17 protein-coding genes are annotated in these 15,665 nt (G+C 54.5%); 7 read left to right on the forward strand and 10 right to left on the reverse strand.

Features of this window, described 5'->3' with window-relative positions:
* Positions 1–14 precede the first annotated feature (14 nt).
* The 3 genes from DK507_RS01585 to DK507_RS01595 are packed head-to-tail and all read left to right on the forward strand — an operon-like array spanning position 15 to position 2,994.
* Positions 15–698: a pyrimidine 5'-nucleotidase gene (locus tag DK507_RS01585; protein ID WP_109354321.1), complete on the forward strand. Its 684-nt coding sequence runs from the start codon at positions 15–17 to the stop codon at positions 696–698.
* Positions 695–1,531 (forward strand): 2,3,4,5-tetrahydropyridine-2,6-dicarboxylate N-succinyltransferase, encoded by an 837-nt coding sequence (dapD, locus tag DK507_RS01590; protein WP_109354322.1) that lies wholly within the window; start codon positions 695–697, stop codon positions 1,529–1,531. The genes DK507_RS01585 and dapD overlap by 4 nt, the downstream gene beginning before the upstream one ends.
* A complete protein-coding gene (locus DK507_RS01595; protein WP_109354324.1) occupies positions 1,531–2,994 on the forward strand; it encodes a carotenoid oxygenase family protein in 1,464 nt (487 codons plus the stop codon). The genes dapD and DK507_RS01595 overlap by 1 nt, the downstream gene beginning before the upstream one ends.
* On the opposite strand, the gene DK507_RS01600 is transcribed toward DK507_RS01595, so the two are convergent.
* Genes DK507_RS01600 through DK507_RS01625 form a run of 6 tightly spaced genes read right to left on the reverse strand, consistent with a single transcriptional unit; the run spans position 2,991 to position 7,570 of the window.
* Positions 2,991–4,100 carry an agmatine deiminase family protein gene (locus DK507_RS01600; RefSeq protein ID WP_174209007.1) on the reverse strand — a complete coding sequence of 370 codons (1,110 nt, stop codon included), beginning with the start codon at positions 4,098–4,100 and terminating at the stop codon, positions 2,991–2,993. The genes DK507_RS01595 and DK507_RS01600 overlap by 4 nt on opposite strands.
* A gap of 20 nt (positions 4,101–4,120) precedes the next feature.
* Positions 4,121–5,146 carry a Holliday junction branch migration DNA helicase RuvB gene (gene ruvB / locus DK507_RS01605; protein WP_109354325.1) on the reverse strand — a complete coding sequence of 342 codons (1,026 nt, stop codon included), beginning with the start codon at positions 5,144–5,146 and terminating at the stop codon, positions 4,121–4,123.
* A complete protein-coding gene (locus DK507_RS01610) occupies positions 5,143–5,676 on the reverse strand; it encodes a hypothetical protein (protein WP_109354326.1) in 534 nt (177 codons plus the stop codon). The genes ruvB and DK507_RS01610 overlap by 4 nt, the downstream gene beginning before the upstream one ends.
* A complete protein-coding gene (ruvA, locus tag DK507_RS01615; RefSeq protein WP_109354327.1) occupies positions 5,676–6,281 on the reverse strand; it encodes a Holliday junction branch migration protein RuvA in 606 nt (201 codons plus the stop codon). The genes DK507_RS01610 and ruvA overlap by 1 nt, the downstream gene beginning before the upstream one ends.
* 58 nt (positions 6,282–6,339) lie before the next feature.
* A complete protein-coding gene (gene ruvC, locus DK507_RS01620; protein ID WP_109354329.1) occupies positions 6,340–6,810 on the reverse strand; it encodes a crossover junction endodeoxyribonuclease RuvC in 471 nt (156 codons plus the stop codon).
* Positions 6,811–6,820: 10 nt separating this feature from the next.
* Positions 6,821–7,570 (reverse strand): YebC/PmpR family DNA-binding transcriptional regulator, encoded by a 750-nt coding sequence (locus DK507_RS01625; RefSeq protein WP_109354333.1) that lies wholly within the window; start codon positions 7,568–7,570, stop codon positions 6,821–6,823.
* 46 nt (positions 7,571–7,616) lie between these two features.
* Between DK507_RS01625 and DK507_RS01630 the strand changes: the two genes are divergently transcribed.
* Positions 7,617–8,384 carry a CPBP family glutamic-type intramembrane protease gene (locus tag DK507_RS01630; RefSeq protein WP_109354334.1) on the forward strand — a complete coding sequence of 256 codons (768 nt, stop codon included), beginning with the start codon at positions 7,617–7,619 and terminating at the stop codon, positions 8,382–8,384.
* Here the strand turns inward: DK507_RS01630 and DK507_RS01635 are convergent.
* Genes DK507_RS01635 through DK507_RS01645 form a run of 3 tightly spaced genes read right to left on the reverse strand, consistent with a single transcriptional unit; the run spans position 8,381 to position 9,340 of the window.
* Entirely contained in the window at positions 8,381–8,701 is a 321-nt protein-coding gene (locus DK507_RS01635; RefSeq protein WP_109354335.1) for a heavy metal-binding domain-containing protein, read from the reverse strand. The two genes, DK507_RS01630 and DK507_RS01635, sit on opposite strands and share 4 nt — an antisense overlap.
* A gap of 42 nt (positions 8,702–8,743) precedes the next feature.
* Positions 8,744–8,986 carry a DUF2312 domain-containing protein gene (locus DK507_RS01640; protein WP_074203789.1) on the reverse strand — a complete coding sequence of 81 codons (243 nt, stop codon included), beginning with the start codon at positions 8,984–8,986 and terminating at the stop codon, positions 8,744–8,746.
* A 45-nt stretch (positions 8,987–9,031) separates the two neighbouring features.
* Positions 9,032–9,340 (reverse strand): DUF1244 domain-containing protein, encoded by a 309-nt coding sequence (locus tag DK507_RS01645; protein WP_109354336.1) that lies wholly within the window; start codon positions 9,338–9,340, stop codon positions 9,032–9,034.
* Between the two features lie 89 nt (positions 9,341–9,429).
* On the opposite strand from DK507_RS01645, the gene pyk reads away from it, so the two are divergent.
* Complete coding sequence (pyk, locus tag DK507_RS01650; RefSeq protein ID WP_109354337.1) at positions 9,430–10,881, forward strand: pyruvate kinase; 1,452 nt, start codon at positions 9,430–9,432, stop codon at positions 10,879–10,881.
* A gap of 101 nt (positions 10,882–10,982) precedes the next feature.
* Here the strand turns inward: pyk and DK507_RS01655 are convergent, their stop codons facing one another.
* Positions 10,983–13,118, reverse strand: a complete 2,136-nt coding sequence (locus DK507_RS01655; RefSeq protein ID WP_109354338.1) for a penicillin acylase family protein — start codon at positions 13,116–13,118, stop codon at positions 10,983–10,985.
* Positions 13,119–13,290: 172 nt separating this feature from the next.
* On the opposite strand from DK507_RS01655, the gene DK507_RS01660 reads away from it, so the two are divergent.
* Positions 13,291–14,430 carry an AraC family transcriptional regulator gene (locus tag DK507_RS01660; protein WP_109354339.1) on the forward strand — a complete coding sequence of 380 codons (1,140 nt, stop codon included), beginning with the start codon at positions 13,291–13,293 and terminating at the stop codon, positions 14,428–14,430.
* A gap of 238 nt (positions 14,431–14,668) precedes the next feature.
* The gene (locus DK507_RS01665; RefSeq protein ID WP_109354837.1) at positions 14,669–15,541 is read left to right on the forward strand and encodes an alpha/beta fold hydrolase; all 873 of its coding nucleotides are present in this window, start codon (positions 14,669–14,671) and stop codon (positions 15,539–15,541) included.
* Positions 15,542–15,665: the final 124 nt, after the last annotated feature.

Consider the following 15,665-nt stretch of genomic DNA (forward strand, 5'->3'; position numbering starts at 1 on the left):
TAGGCGCTGTGGCCATGCCACCGGAATTTTCGCATATCGACCACTGGATTTTCGATCTGGATAACGTCCTTTATCCGGCAGAATGCGATTTATTCTCGCTAATCGACATAAAAATGGGGCAGTATGTCGCCGAAATGCTAGGTTGCGATATCGCCGAAGCGCAGAAAATTCAGAAAGCCTATTTTCACGACCATGGCACGACACTGGCGGGGTTGATGCATCATCACGGCACCGATCCGCAGGATTTTCTGAACTATGTCCATGATATTGATATGAGCCGCCTGTCTCATGCACCAGACTTGCACAGCGCGATTGCGGCTTTGCCCGGCGAGAAGCTGGTCTTTACTAATGGCGACCGGCCCTATGCCGAGCGGGTGCTGGACAATCGCGGTCTTGGCGGACTGTTTGACCAGATTCACGATGTGCTCGCCACTGATCTGGTTCCGAAGCCGGAAAAAGCCGCCTATCACAGCCTGATCAACACCACCGGCATTGATCCGACACGGTCTTTATTTGTCGAAGATATGGCGCGTAATTTGCGTCCGGCCAAAGATTTGGGCATGACCACCATCTGGGTCAATACCGGTTCGGAATGGGGCGCACGCGATCATGCTCCGGACTATATCGATCATGAAATTACCGACTTGGAAAGCTGGGTAACTGGCCTCTCATTGAACAGGGAAGAAACATCACCATGACCACCGAATTGCAAAACGCCATCGAAGCCGCCTGGGAAAAACGCGACTCGCTGAGCATCACCAGTCAGGGGCCGGAACGCGATGCGGTCAATGCCGCGCTCGCCAGCCTTGATAATGGCAGCGCCCGTGTCGCGGAAAAACAAGGCGATGCATGGGTCGTCAACCAGTGGTTGAAGAAAGCGGTGCTGCTATCTTTTCGCCTGAACGACAATCAGGTCATCGAAGGACCCGGCGGCGCAAACTATTGGGACAAGGTGCCAAGCAAATTTGCCGATTGGGGCGAGAACCGTTTTCGCGAAGCCGGTTTCCGTGCCGTGCCCGGCGCGGTTGTCCGTCATGGATCTCATATCGGTCGCAACACCGTGCTGATGCCGAGCTTCGTCAATATCGGGGCCTTTGTCGATGAAGGCACGATGATCGACACCTGGGCCACCGTCGGCAGCTGCGCGCAGATCGGCAAGAATGTCCATATTTCGGGCGGCGCCGGCATTGGTGGCGTGCTCGAACCGCTGCAGGCTGGCCCCGTGATTATTGAAGACGGCGCGTTTATCGGCGCGCGTAGCGAAGTCGCCGAAGGCGTGCGCGTAGGCGAAGGCGCGGTACTCTCCATGGGCGTTTATCTCGGCGCATCTACCAAGATAATCGACCGGGTGACCGGCAAGGTTCACATCGGTGAAGTACCGCCTTATGCTGTTGTTGTACCGGGCGCGACACCGCCCAAGGCCAATATTGATGGCGTCCCCGGCCCATCGCTTTATTGCGCCGTGATCGTCAAAACCGTTGATGCGCAAACGCGATCAAAAACCGGGATTAATGAACTGCTGAGGGACTGATGAACATACCGGTAAACCAGATCAAAACCACATTGGGAGCGAATGACCACCCCTATCGCAATGGCGCCTGGACACCGGTATCTGAAGAACTGGACACCGATCAGCTTGAAGTTATCGGGGCGATCCCGCCGGATATAGACGGCGTTTACATCCGCAATACCGAAAACCCGGTGCATGACAGCATCGGTCGCTATCATCCCTTTGACGGTGACGGCATGATCCATGCCCTTCGCATCAGGGACGGCAAGGCCAGCTATCGCAACCGCTTTGTCCGTACCAAGGGATTTGAGGCCGAGCAGGAGGCGGGTGAACCTCTATGGGTCGGGATCATGGGAAGGCCCAGCGATTCCAAACGGCCTGGCTGGGGTGCGCATGGCAGCGTCAAGGATAGCAGCTCGACCGATGTTGTTGTCCATGCCGGGAAAATCCTCTCCACCTTTTACCAATGCGGTGAAGGCTATCAGCTCGATCCGGAAACCCTGGAAACACTGGGCACCGCCGACTGGGTGCCCGAAGACGGTATTTCGGCCCATCCCAAAGTGGATGAGAAAACCGGCGAGTTATTGTTCTTTAATTACAGCACCAAGGCGCCCTATCTCCACTATGGCGTCGTCGGTCCGGATGATCAGCTCAAGCATTTCATTCCGGTCGAATTACCCGGCGCACGCCTGCCGCATGACATGGCATTTTCCGAAAACTATGCGATCTTCAACGACTGCCCGCTCTATTGGAAACCGGAGCTGATCGAACAGAATCTCTATGTCCCGTCTTACCATCCCGACGAGCCGACACGGTTCGGGGTGATACCGCGCATGGGACAACCGGAAGATATCATGTGGTTTGAGGCCAAGCCAACCTATGTGCTACACTGGGCCAATGCCTTTGAAGAGGGCGACGAGCTGGTGCTAGACGGCTATTTCCAGAATCAGCCGGTGCCCAAGCCGCTGACCGATTTCCCGTCCGGCTATGAAAGCATGGGCGCGAGCATCGATCTCCACAGTTTTCAACCAGAACTGCACCGCTGGCGGTTCAATCTGAAAACCGGCGAGACGCGTGAAGAAACGCTGTTCGATGACTATCCGGTGGAGTTCGGCATGTTTAATCAGCAAGTGGCCGGCGGGCCTTATCGCTATGTCTATAGCGTTACCGGTCACCCCGGCTGGTTCCTGTTCAACGGTGTGGTCAAGCACGACCTGGAAACCGGCACGGCGGAGCGTTACTATTTTGGCGATGATCGTTTCGGGTCGGAAGCCCCGTTCATCCCGCGCAAAAATGCAAGTTCAGAGGATGACGGCTATCTGATCAGCTTCATCACCGACATGGCGCAGGATCGCAGCGAGTGCATCATCGTCGATGCCAAGGACATATCGGCCGGCCCGGTCTGCACAATCATCCTGCCCCACCGGATCAGCAGCGGGACGCATGCGACCTGGGCGAGTGCGGAGCAGATCGGAGCGGTCTAAATTTTGGGCTGCTGCTGCGTTGCGCAGTGAATGCCGCCACCACATTCGCCAATCGGATCGACGTTCAGCATCACGATCTCCCGCCCCGGATAGAGGCGGGCGAGTGTTTCCTGTGCCTTGGCATCGGCCTCCGCATCGCCAAATTGTGCCGCGATCACCGCGCCGTTACAGACATAATAATTGACATAAGATGCCACAAAATCTTCCGCCTTCACCCTGATATCATAGGGTTCCAGCAATATTTCCAGGTCAAACGGTTTCCCGTTTGCATCGCTGGCGTTGCGCAAAATCTCATAGGTTTCATGCGCCGCGTTGGTGAACGGATCACCGGGATACTCTTCCTCGCCGGGAAGCTGGATTAAAATCGTGCCGGGCTCTGTAAACCGCGCCAGCGCATCAATATGATAATCGGTTATATCCTTGTCCTTCAGGCCGGGCGCCCAGATCATCTTGTCTGCGCCGACGGCTTCCAGGATCATTTTTTCGATATCCGCCTTGCTGCCTTTGTTGCGATTGGCGATCACCCAGCTCGATTCATGCGCGATCACGGTTCCTGCACCGTCAGATTCCAGTCCGCCCGGTTCGCCGACCAGACTGTTGTCGAGCAACTCCAGTCCCAATCGCTCCGCGACAGTCGCGGCAATCTTGCCATCATTGTCATGAACCTGCTTGTTGCCCCAACCGTTAAAGTTGAAATGCCGCACCGCCAATTTCCCGGCATCATCACGCACGAAACAGGGCCCGGAATCGCGGCACCACAGGTCATCTGTGGCAATGTTCCAGATTTCGACACCGTCTGACAACTTGCGGCGCGCCTTTAACTCAAACCGCTTGTCCATCAACATCACGACAGGTTCAAATTCGGCAATGGCGTTGGCGACATCAGCAATGGATTGTTGCAGCATATCCAGAAAGACCAGATCAGAATGCACCGCGCGGCTGACCGGCCATTGCATGAAAGTGCGCTCGTGCGGATCAGCCTCTTCCGGCATCCAGAAAGCGGAACCCGCCATTTCAGCAGAAGCGTTGCAAGCAGCAATGCTGGGAAATGCAGTCAGCGCACCCAAGGCCCCTGCACGTTTCGAAAAGTTCCGGCGTGAGATCATGATGCCCCCCAAACATGATGCTAATCAAATAACTGCCCGTCCACTTCCTTACCAGCCGGCGGTTTCAGACCGAGATGCTGCCACCCACGATCATTGAGCGCGCGGCCTCTTGCCGTTCGCGCCACCAGGCCAAGTTGAATGAGATAGGGCTCGATCACTTCCTCGATCGTATCGCGCGGTTCGCTGAGGCCAGCCGCGAGCGTTTCCACACCGACCGGGCCGCCCTTGTAAATATCGGCGATCATATGGAGATAGCGGCGATCCATGGCATCAAGGCCGATGCTGTCGACCTCCAGCCGGGTGAGTGAGGCGTCGGCGGTTTTCTGATCCACCTTTGCGGCTCCTGCCACATTGGCGAAATCCCGCACGCGGCGGAGCAGACGTCCGGCGATACGCGGCGTTCCGCGGGCGCGGCGGGCGACCTCGGTGGCACCATCGGGCGCGATATCGAGGCCTAGCAGTTTCGCCGCGCGGTGGACGACTTTTTCCAGTTCCTCGGTGGTGTAAAAATTCAACCGCACCGGAATACCAAACCGGTCGCGCAGCGGCGTGGTTAGCAGGCCTTGGCGGGTGGTGGCCCCGATCAGGGTGAATTGCGGCAGGTCAATCCGCACGCTGCGCGCAGATGGCCCTTCGCCAATGATCAGGTCAAGCGCGCGGTCTTCCATCGCCGGATAGAGCACTTCCTCGACCACCGGATTGAGCCGGTGAATCTCGTCGATGAACAGGACATCGCCTTCTTCGAGATTGGTCAGCAGCGCGGCGAGATCACCCGATTTGGCAATGACCGGGCCGCTGGTGGCGCGAAAACCGACGCCGAGTTCGCGCGCGATAATCTGCGCCAGCGTGGTTTTGCCAAGCCCCGGCGGGCCAAAAAACAGCGTGTGGTCCAGCGCCTCGCTCCGGCTTTTCGCAGCCTCGATAAACACACGCAAATTGGACCGCGCCGCTTCCTGCCCGATAAATTCATCAAGCGATTTGGGGCGCAGCGCGGCGTCGATATCTTCGACTTTGCGTTCGGGGTCGGAGAGGCGGTCTTCGGTCATTGACTTTCCAAAGCTGGAGAACCTGCTGAGATGTCGAGCTTTGGCATCTGTATGATTTCATTCCCCAAATTCAATATGGCTTGAAGTAACGCGGCAACAGAAACCATGTTCATTGCAGCTTCTTCAGTTTTCGGTTCCAAAGCATGTGATCCGTCTGGACGAGTACTATCTATTGCAGATTTGCAATATGCGTAGAAGTTGACAATTTTCTGGGTTTGGTGGGGTTTTAAGTGCCCCAACTCGTCCGCCAAACTCTCAAAGACAGCAAAGTAGTTTGATCGGATATCGATTACGTATGACTCACCATTCCACATTCCTTTTTCGACGCCTGCTGCAATTTCTCCCACTGCCTCGAGATATCGTTGATGTTGAATGAGTCTGCAGATTGAATCAACTTCACTTGCAATTGCGGTCAAAACAGCTTCAGATTTCTTCCGCCTGTCGAGTATTGCTGAAACTGTTTGAAACCCTCCAGCGGCGATAGCTCCTATCAATGCGGCAGCTATTTCGCTAAAACCAATACCTTCCATCACTTCGCCGCCTTCTTCAGCGCCAGCCGCACCAGCGCATCCAGTGTCACGCCCTCGCCCGCCTCGGCATCGGCTGCCGCCACCGCTGCGCTTGCTTCCGCCGGCTTGAAACCCAGATTTTGTAGCGCGCTCACCGCATCGGCGCTGTTGTTCGAGGGCGCGTGGATCGCGCCGCCGCTGCCTGCAACCGGGTCGGTCGCAATCGCGCCGACCTTGTCTTTCAGCTCGTTGACGATGCGCAGCGCCAGTTTCGGCCCCACGCCATTGGCCCGCGCGACCATCGCCTTGTCGCCGGTCGCCACGGCACGGCTGATCTCGCCGGGTTCGAGTGCAGAGAGGATCGCCAGCGCCACCTTGCCGCCGACGCCCTGGACGGAGATCAGCAAACGGAACCAGTCGCGCTCAGACCCGCTGGCAAAACCCATCAGGCGCATGTCGGTCTCGCTGACCTGCATCTCGGTATAGATGGTCGCGCCATCGCCAACCCCGCCAATGGCGGTAATGGTCCGCGACGAGGCAAAGACCAGATAGCCGACGCCGTTCACATCCAGCACAATATTGTCCGTGCCGATTTCGTCGATAATGCCGGTGAGTTTTGCAATCATGATAGTGTTTTAGCGCGACTGGCGAATCTGTCGAGTTTTTGTTTTGTTCTTTTTGCTCTCAACGCTTTCGATGATGCGCGTGCGTAATCGCCACGGCCAAAGCGTCAGCAGCATCATGGCCAGCCAGCTTCACGCCGGGCAGCAGGATTTTGAGCATGGCCTGCACCTGATCCTTATCCGCCTTGCCCACGCCGACGACCGATTTCTTGACCGCCCGCGCTGCATATTCGCCAACCTCAAGCCCCGAGCGCGACGCACCCAACAATACAACGCCGCGCGCCTGTCCCAGCTTCAACGTGCTTTGCGGATTGGAGTTGACAAACACTTCCTCGACCGCCGCCGCATCCGGTTTATATTCGAGCAGCAGGTCGGCAAGTTCCAGATCGAGCTTCAGCAAACGGCTCGCCAGCTGCATTTTCGGATCGGTCTTTATCTGCCCATTGGCAATATGAGACAGCCGGTTACCTTCGGCGCTAATCACGCCCCAGCCCGTGGTGCCAAGTCCGGGGTCGAGGCCCAAGATAATCATGGCTTCATGATCACCCGGCGTTCAGTTGTTCCATGATTTCATCGGAAACGCTGTAATTGCCGTGCACCGCCTGGACATCATCGTCTTCTTCCAGCGCGTCGATCAGGTTCAGCAACGTCTCCGCCTGGGCCGCGTCGACTTCCACTTCTACCGAAGGCTTCCAAGCCAGCTTCACGCTTTCCGCTTCACCAAGAGATTTTTCCAGTGCACCAGCAACCTCGTGCAGATCTTCCATCGCGGTCCAGATTTCATGGCCATCTTCGGAAGACTGGATGTCATCACCGCCGGCTTCCATCACCGCTTCCATCACCGTGTCCTCATCACCAGCGCTCGCGGGATAGGCGATGTAACCGACCCGTTCAAAACCGTGAGCGACCGAGCCGCTCTCGCCCATATTGCCGCCATTGCGGGAAAAGATGGTGCGCACATTGGTCACCGTGCGATTGGTATTGTCCGTCAGCGCTTCAACAATCAGCGAAACGCCGCCGGGGCCAAAACCTTCATAGCGGACTTCCTTATAGTCATCGCCTTCGCTAGCCGAGGCCTTATCGATCGCGCGCTGGATATTGTCCTTGGGCATGGACTGGCCCTTGGCGTTATTCACAGCCAGGCGCAGGCGGGGGTTCATGTCCGGATCCGGCATCCCCGATTTCGCCGCCACGGTAATCTCGCGGCTGAGTTTCGAGAACATCGCCGAGCGCTTCTTGTCCTGCGCGCCCTTGCGATGCTTGATATTTGCAAATTTACTATGGCCTGCCATATGATTCGTCCGTACCTGAATTATTGTTATTGAGGCTCTTTGCCGCATGTTCGAACCCAACTCAACCATTGGATGGGCCACCGGCCGACTGACAGCGACCACACGCGATCTGCTGACCTTTCTGCGTACGCCCAAACTGGCGGATAACGAATTGCAAAGGACCGGAAAACCAGCTGATCTCATCTGGCTTTTCGCGGTCAACTGCATGATCGTCGCGGCACTCGCGATCCTGCTATTTCCGGTCATGCTGGCCTTTGATGTCTCAATGTCGAACAGCATGGCAGGCCTGTTCCAGCGCCCGATCTGGCAGCTTTTGCTGATCGTTGTTATCGCCGGACCAATTGTTGAAGAGCTGATGTTCCGCTCGTGGCTCAGTGGTTCGCCGCGGCTGCTTATCCCCGTCTCCGGGCTGCTTCTGTGGATGGGACTGACATATAGTTATGAGCAATTGGGGTGGCCCGGTCCCGCTTCCATGGGCACCGCGGTTTTGTTGGCCGTGATTGCCGCTGCCGTGTTGATTGGTGTGATCATATTCTGGAAACGGCCGGTGCCGGGATGGTATATTCGGATTTTCCCACTGGTCTTCTGGAGCCAGGCTCTGCTCTTTGGTTCCGTGCACGTGTTCAACTATGCCGGTGACAATCCGGCTGCGCTGCTACCCTTTGTCCTGCCACAGACAGTGGGCGGCCTGATCTGGGGCTATGCCAGAATCCGTTATGGCTGGTGGTCCAATATGGCGATGCACATGGCTTATAACCTGATCGCGACCAGCGGACTGGTTTATGTCCTGCTGACGCGGCCGGACATTCTCTAGTCTGTGACGACTGCAGTTCCCGACGCGGATACCATCAGCATTGATCCCTTGTCGCCAACGACTTCATAGTCGAGATCCACACCGACCACCGCATTTCCGCCTAGCTTCGCCGCTTCGGCCTGCATTTCCATCAATGCTTCATCCCGCGCGCGTTTCAGCACATTTTCATATTTGCCTGAACGGCCGCCGACAATGTCGGTGATGCTGGCGAACAGGTCGCGAAACAGGTTCGCGCCGACAATCACCTCGCCAATAACGATGCCGCGATAATCGCGGATCGCTTTTCCTTCAATGCTGGGTGTTGTCGTGACAATCATGCTTGCTCTCCCGATGTGAAAGCCGGGATGTTAGCGGATCGTTCAGGCGAGACCAAGCGCCGACTTATAGGTGTCGAGTATGGCTTCCATTTCCTGACGGTCATGGGTCTCCATTTTGCGCAGGCGGACGATCTGGCGCATGATTTTCGCATCATAGCCCTGTGATTTCGCCTCGGAATAGACATCACGAATATCGTCGGCAATGCCCTTTTTCTCTTCTTCCAGCCGCTCGATACGTTCAATAAACAGACGCAGCTGATCTGCGGCAACATTGCCTTCGCTCATTCTCAAATTCTCCAGAAAATATGTTTTTGGATTCGTGTAGCCGCTTTAGTCGACGCTCTCATTCTTGGCTACGCTTTCCTTCATCCGCTGCAGCTTTTCTGGCGTCGCTTCTGTCTGGAACTTTCTCTTCCATTCGGATGACGGCATGCCGTGAATGGCCATACGGGCCTCTTCCTTGGTCATGTTGCCACCTGCGTCATTGGTCGCCTCCATGACCCAGTCGGCCAGACAATTGCGGCAGAAACCGGCAAGCCCCATAAGGTCAATATTTTCCGCATCATGGCGGTGCTGCAAATGCTTGACCAGGCGGCGAAAGGCCGCCGCAGCCGCTGCATCAGAAATTTGTTCTGTCATGTGAAATGCTTCCGTTGCTTTTTGTTTTTATCCTGTCATGATTTGGGGCTAACAGGCGTGAATTTAAAGCACCAAAACAGGAATTTTCGATGGCAGCGCATATGTTCTCCCGCGACCGCAAAGTAAAGGTGCTTGCCACCCTTGGTCCGGCCAGCGGCAGTCCGGCCATGATCGAAAAAATGTACAAGGCCGGTGTCGATGCATTTCGCATGAATATGAGCCACGGCGAACACAAGGCCCATGCCAAAAATGTCGATTCAATCCGCGCGCTGGAAAAGAAAGCAGGGCGGCCGATTACGATCCTGGCTGATTTGCAGGGGCCCAAATTGCGCATCGGAACCTTTGCCAAGGCGCCTGTCGAACTGAAAACGGGAGCGAAATTCACCCTCGATCTGCAAAAGAAAAAGGGCGATGCCAAGCGGGTCAACCTGCCGCACCGCGAAATTATCGAGACGCTGGAGCCTGGCCATACGCTGCTGCTGGATGACGGCAAGATCCGGCTGGAGGTTACCAAAGCCGATGGGAAGAGCGTCGAGACCAAGGTGGTTGTCGGCGGACCAATTTCGGATCGCAAGGGCGTGAATGTCCCGGAGGTGGTGCTGCCGGTCAGCTCCCTCACCGACAAGGACCGCAAGGACCTGACCTTCGCGCTGGAACAGAATGTCGACTGGATCGCGCTGAGCTTTGTCCAGCGCCCCGAGGACGTGGCCGAAGCCCGTCGACTGATTGGCGGTAAGGCGGCCCTGCTGGCAAAAATTGAGAAACCCGCGGCAATCGACCGGCTGGATGAAATACTGGAGCTTTCTGATGCGGTGATGGTCGCGCGCGGGGATCTGGGCGTCGAATTGCTGCCAGAACAGGTCCCGCCATTGCAGAAACAGATTGTCGCCTCTGCCCGCAAGCTGGGCCGACCAGTCGTTGTTGCGACCCAGATGCTGGAATCGATGATCAAGTCGCCAACGCCGACACGGGCCGAAGTCTCTGACGTCGCCACCGCCATCTATGACGGCGCCGATGCCATCATGCTGTCGGCAGAGTCAGCGGTCGGCGACTGGCCGATTGAATCGGCAACCATGATGGACCGGATTGCGGCACAGGTCGAAAATGACCCCTCTTATGCGGAGCGCGTGCATTTCACCGAAACCGTGCCGGATGAAACAACCGCTGATGCGCTGGCTGCGGCGAGCTATAATATCGCGCGGACCATCGAAACATCGGCCATCGTCTGTTTCACGACATCCGGTTCCACCGCGCGGCGCATGGCAAGAGAACGGCCTTCGGTACCCCTGCTGGTCCTCACCCCCAATCGCCAGACCGCGCGCCGCGTCGGCCTGTTATGGGGTGCCCATGCCGTCGTCACCCGCGATGTCAGCGATTTTGAAGAGATGATCGCCAAGGCCAAACGCATGGCCCTGCGCCACAAGCTGGGCGAAGCGGGATCGCGGTTGATCGTCTGCGCCGGCGTGCCGTTCGGAACGCCGGGATCGACCAACCTGCTACATGTCGTGCGGTTGAGCGGCAATGAGTTGAAGGGTGGTTAAGCGGAACGGTCCGTGATGTTTTTACGTCCGCTAGGGGCGCAAAGCGGACACTCTTTCCAGGAACGTTGCTTTCTCAAAACCAAAGCCAGCCCCCACGATTGTCACTCGGTTTCTCCCGGTCGATATGATTTTATGGCTGATTTCTTGATATCTTTTGCATCGAACCAAGCGGGTTTTAGCTTTTGCCTAACGTACAACCCCGCCTGATCGAAATAATGAGCAGATTGCGGATCCCTACTCTGTCCATAGGCCATAACTGATCGGGCTTTCACCTTGGGAGAAAATTCCACCACGCTTACATAGGAATGGCCATGATTACCGTAACCTTTCCCTGATCCATCTTCGCTTTGTGTATTGAACGTCATGATCGCACCCATATAAAACGGCGTACCGGGCGACGGTAGATCATGTTGCGAAAGCGGCTCATTGGTTTTGCCATCGGGTTCCGGTCTTCTTAACCTGTTAAAATGGCCATATGGAACTCGCCAGTCGCCGTGATATTTTTCCAGAAGCGCAGTTGCCTTTCGGAGCCGGTTGATTGTCGGATAGGCTGAGTCATCACCGCGAATGTGGAACATGGTGACGTAGAGCGCTGCCCCTATTGAGTCAGCACCTGCCCGTTTGTCCCAGTTGTTCAAGATATTCAGCGCTTCCTTCAACTCCGGTTCCGCCTTTTTGCCGTCCGGTGGAGATAGTGCCCATTCCGCATTCAGTTTCGTGACATCAGCTAAGGCGGTGGGCAGATAAGTATCGAATGCAAATTGTGACAATTGCCCCAGTGTTATTTTCTCCTCTGCCGTGATCAATTGTCTGGATCGCTTAGCAATCGCTGTGTCACGGTCGGATCCGAAAATATATGCCGGAAAGTCTGACTTCACCGGATTACTGCCATCCGTAGAAAAAAAAGGCGCGCTGTTGGAATTTTGTAGATAACCCGAAGCCGGGTCTTCAACCTGTGGAAGCTCTTCAAGAGAGAAAAAACCCCTCCAGTCTGTTTCCGCATTGCTGCCGTCTACAGGTTTGGACCAGTCAAATTTGGAACTGCGGACAGGAATAGCACCGCCATAGACGTAAAATATATGACCGTCCTGCCCCGCATAAATCAAATTGTTATAGGTCAGGTTCATGGGAGCGATAGCCCGTTTAAACTCCGGTAGATTGCGAGCCTTGCTCATATTGAAAAACTGTTCCAGCACGCCTCCTTCGGACAGCTTGGCCACTCTTAGCGCAAGGCGTTTGCCTTCTGGTCCATCGAACAGCGGACCGTGCCGAGATTTTTCAAAAACATGCCCTTGGTGTGTCATTCCATCTGGTGCGGCGACCGCAATTTTTTCAGTCCACTTCGTGGTTTCCAGTATCTGGCTGCCATATTGGTATAAGCCGGAGGCGTTATCGACGAATTTCTCTTCATAGACATCGTTGATGTCAGGGTCATTTGCTGTGATCGACCAACCCATATCTCCATTGTGGCCAGAAATCGGTAAAATCCCTATTCCATATGCCAGCTGACCGGAAACGTTCAGACCTTCACCGCTGTGAAGAGACATTTCATAAGGCGCATCGAGCGGAATATGCGGATTGATAAACAACATGGGATGTCCCGAGGCGCTTTTGGATGGTCCAATCGCCCACATGGTTGAGGCAAGATATCCGGAAAATGCAGCGAGAATATTGGGTTGCCCAATCTGTTTTTGGGTTTTCCCGTCAATGCCCGAGACATGAAATAAACGATAACCGACCAGGGCATGCCACGGCTCAAATTGTGTGATCAACTTGGGTTTGATATCGGGCCGGGTCTTCAAAAAATAGTTCATGCCCTCGGCAAAAGCATCGCACAGCGCCTTAATTTCCTCTGGTGCAGCCAAATATTCCTGCCTGGAATGTTTTTCGATTTCCAGCTTTCTCAGAAAAATATCCCACGGCAGCCAGTCAGATCCGCTAACTGATGCGGTCCGCCCCAACAGCTTTATATATGCCTGCTCCATGTAGTGAAATTCATCTTCGGCACGAGCATAAGTAGCGCCGAAAACAACACTGGCATCCGTAGGTCCAAAAACATGCGGAACTCCAAATTTGTCCCTGATGATTGTTACATACTTCGCCAGACTAGGGGCATCTACAAATGTATCTGAAACTGATGAGCTGTTAGGCCGGATTTCTGAATCGTGCAGCGCACAGCTTCCCGACACCAGCAGGAACGGCAGCATAACAGCCAAGCGGATTATTCTGTATAGCATCTACAAACCTCTTTGTTTGGTAAGCGGATTGCCGATTAGATCAGAAGACAGCCGGTGGCGTCCGTTTGGATGCAGCCGGACGAAATAATCCGGTTGTGGTTGTTTGGTCATAGACACCGCTTCGGCTAAGAGAGATGACACTGCATCACTTAACCGGCAGCTATCTCACCTTATGGATTCATCTCTCAATCTCAATGCTTGGAATTTGGTTGTCCTGATTGGGGCGTTACACGGTTTGATGATCAGCTTGTTACTCGTCTTGTCTCAAAGAAACCGCAAGTCTGGCAACATCATGTTGTCGCTGATGCTGCTATTTTACACCTTACCGGTATTGCGCGTGGTGTTGCACGATATGGGATTCATAAGGTCGCTGGGTTACTCGTTTCTATCAGTGGAACTGTTGTACGGCCTCGGCCCATCGCTCTATCTCTACACAAAAACGCTCACCAATGCCCAGTTCCATCCAGGCAAGCCAGATTTGCTCCACTTTTTACCGGTTGTGCTGGAAATCATCTATTACTCCAGCCCGTTTTACCAACGGCACGAATTCTACTTCTTTGCCGATCCCATTAATACGGATCATCTCATCTGGATGATGGAGCAAGCAGGAGGAATGATATCCGTATTCGTTTATCTATTCCTGACAAATCGGACTTTGATGAAATATTCAAAATGGATCAGAGATAACCATTCCGATATCCACAAAAGAACTTTGAGCTGGTTGCAGAAACCCGTATTTCTCTACACGATTTTTTTCGTTCTATGGTTCAGTTTAAGGGCGATCGACGTCTTATGGTTTGGTGACAGGCTAGACATCTCAAACTACTATCCATTCCTTCTGTTCCTATCATTGGGCACATATTGGATTGGTACGCAAGGTTATCTGCATACGCAGACTTTAACGACCGGATTTTACGAAAGTCGGGAAAAGAAAGCGACGCAAAAAGACGATCAGGCGCAATTGAACTTGTTATTTGAAGAGCTTGAAAAGGTCATGTCTCGGGACAAACCCTACCTAGATAGCGATTTGAGCCTGGCGGTTCTCGCTAACCACCTACAAATAAACCAGAGGTTGCTGTCAGAGGTGATTAACTCTCAAGCCGAGGCCAGTTTCTACGAATATATCAATGGGTATCGCATCGAAGCATTCAAGCAATCCCTTCTAGCTGATGGCGACAAACTACCCATTATAAACTTGGCTTATGATTGCGGCTTTGGATCAAAGGCGACGTTCAATCATGCTTTCAAGAAAAACACCGGTGTGACTCCGTCTCAATATCGAAAATATCTACAAAACCAGTGTCCAAGATAATCTTGAATGAAAGATTTTATCTATAATCTCGGTGTCCGTCGACGGAATGACGCGGACCGTCAACCCGGTATGTTGGCTCTGCTTCTCCTGACGTGACCGGCTTGACTGCCATCTAACAATTGCCATGCTTGTCGAACCATCCTTGGCAGACTAAAGAAACGTTCATCTTTGATCTTTGGACCGGAATATTCGGTCAATGATCTCGCGTTTCTCACTGCGCAAACAGACAGGATGGAATATGGATCTGGTCGGCCCCGCCTCACATAGCTATTTCTCCCAGCGGCTTCGGCTGCATTATGCCGACTGGGGCAATGCCGAAAAGCCGCCGCTGATTTTGCTCCATGGCGGCAAGGATCATTGCCGCAACTGGGACTGGGTGGCACAGGCACTGCGCGATGACTGGCATATCATTGCGCCTGATGTCCGCGGCCATGGCGACAGTCAGTGGAGCACCGATGGGAATTACACGACCATGGCGATGGTGACGGATCTGGCGCAGCTGATCCACCAGCTTGACCTGTCCCCGGTGACGATTGTCGCGCACAGCATGGGTGGCAATATCGCCCTGCGTTATACGGGACTCTATCCCGATACGGTGCGCAAGCTGGTCGCGATTGAAGGACTGGGTCCCAGTCCCGAAATGCTCGCCGAGCGTGAGAAAACCGGCCAGCTGCAGCGGGTACGCAACAGCATCGAGGAAAAGCGCAAGGCCGCCGGACGGCAAGTGAAGCGCTATGCGACTTTTGAGGATGCGCTCAAACGGATGCAGGACGCCAATGGTCACCTGTCCGACGAACAGGCCCGGCACCTGACCACGCATGCGGTGATCCGCAATGAGGATGGCAGTTACAGCTGGAAATTCGACCCTTATGTACAGCATTGGGATTCGATTGATCTGCAACAATCCGACATCCAGCAACTATGGGGCAATATCACCTGCCCGACTCAGTTGCACTATGGCGATGACAGCTGGGCCAGCAATCCCCAGAAGGATGGCCGGATGCAATATTTTGGCGATAACGTATCGGTCAAAAGCTTTGCCAATGCCGGTCACTGGCTGCATCATGACCAGTTCGACCAGTTTGTCGGAGAGCTCAGGGCGTTTCTGTAGCTGCCCGCACGGCTAATAAATTTATCATGCTGAATCAGGTTCGACATCCCTGAACCCAGTCTCGCATCACAGACTATCACATTTGATGTGATAAAGCTCTGGACGTATCACATTACAGCGTGAT

Source organism: Sphingorhabdus sp. EL138 (assembly GCF_900258045.1).
Classification (GTDB): Bacteria; Pseudomonadota; Alphaproteobacteria; order Sphingomonadales; family Sphingomonadaceae; genus Parasphingorhabdus.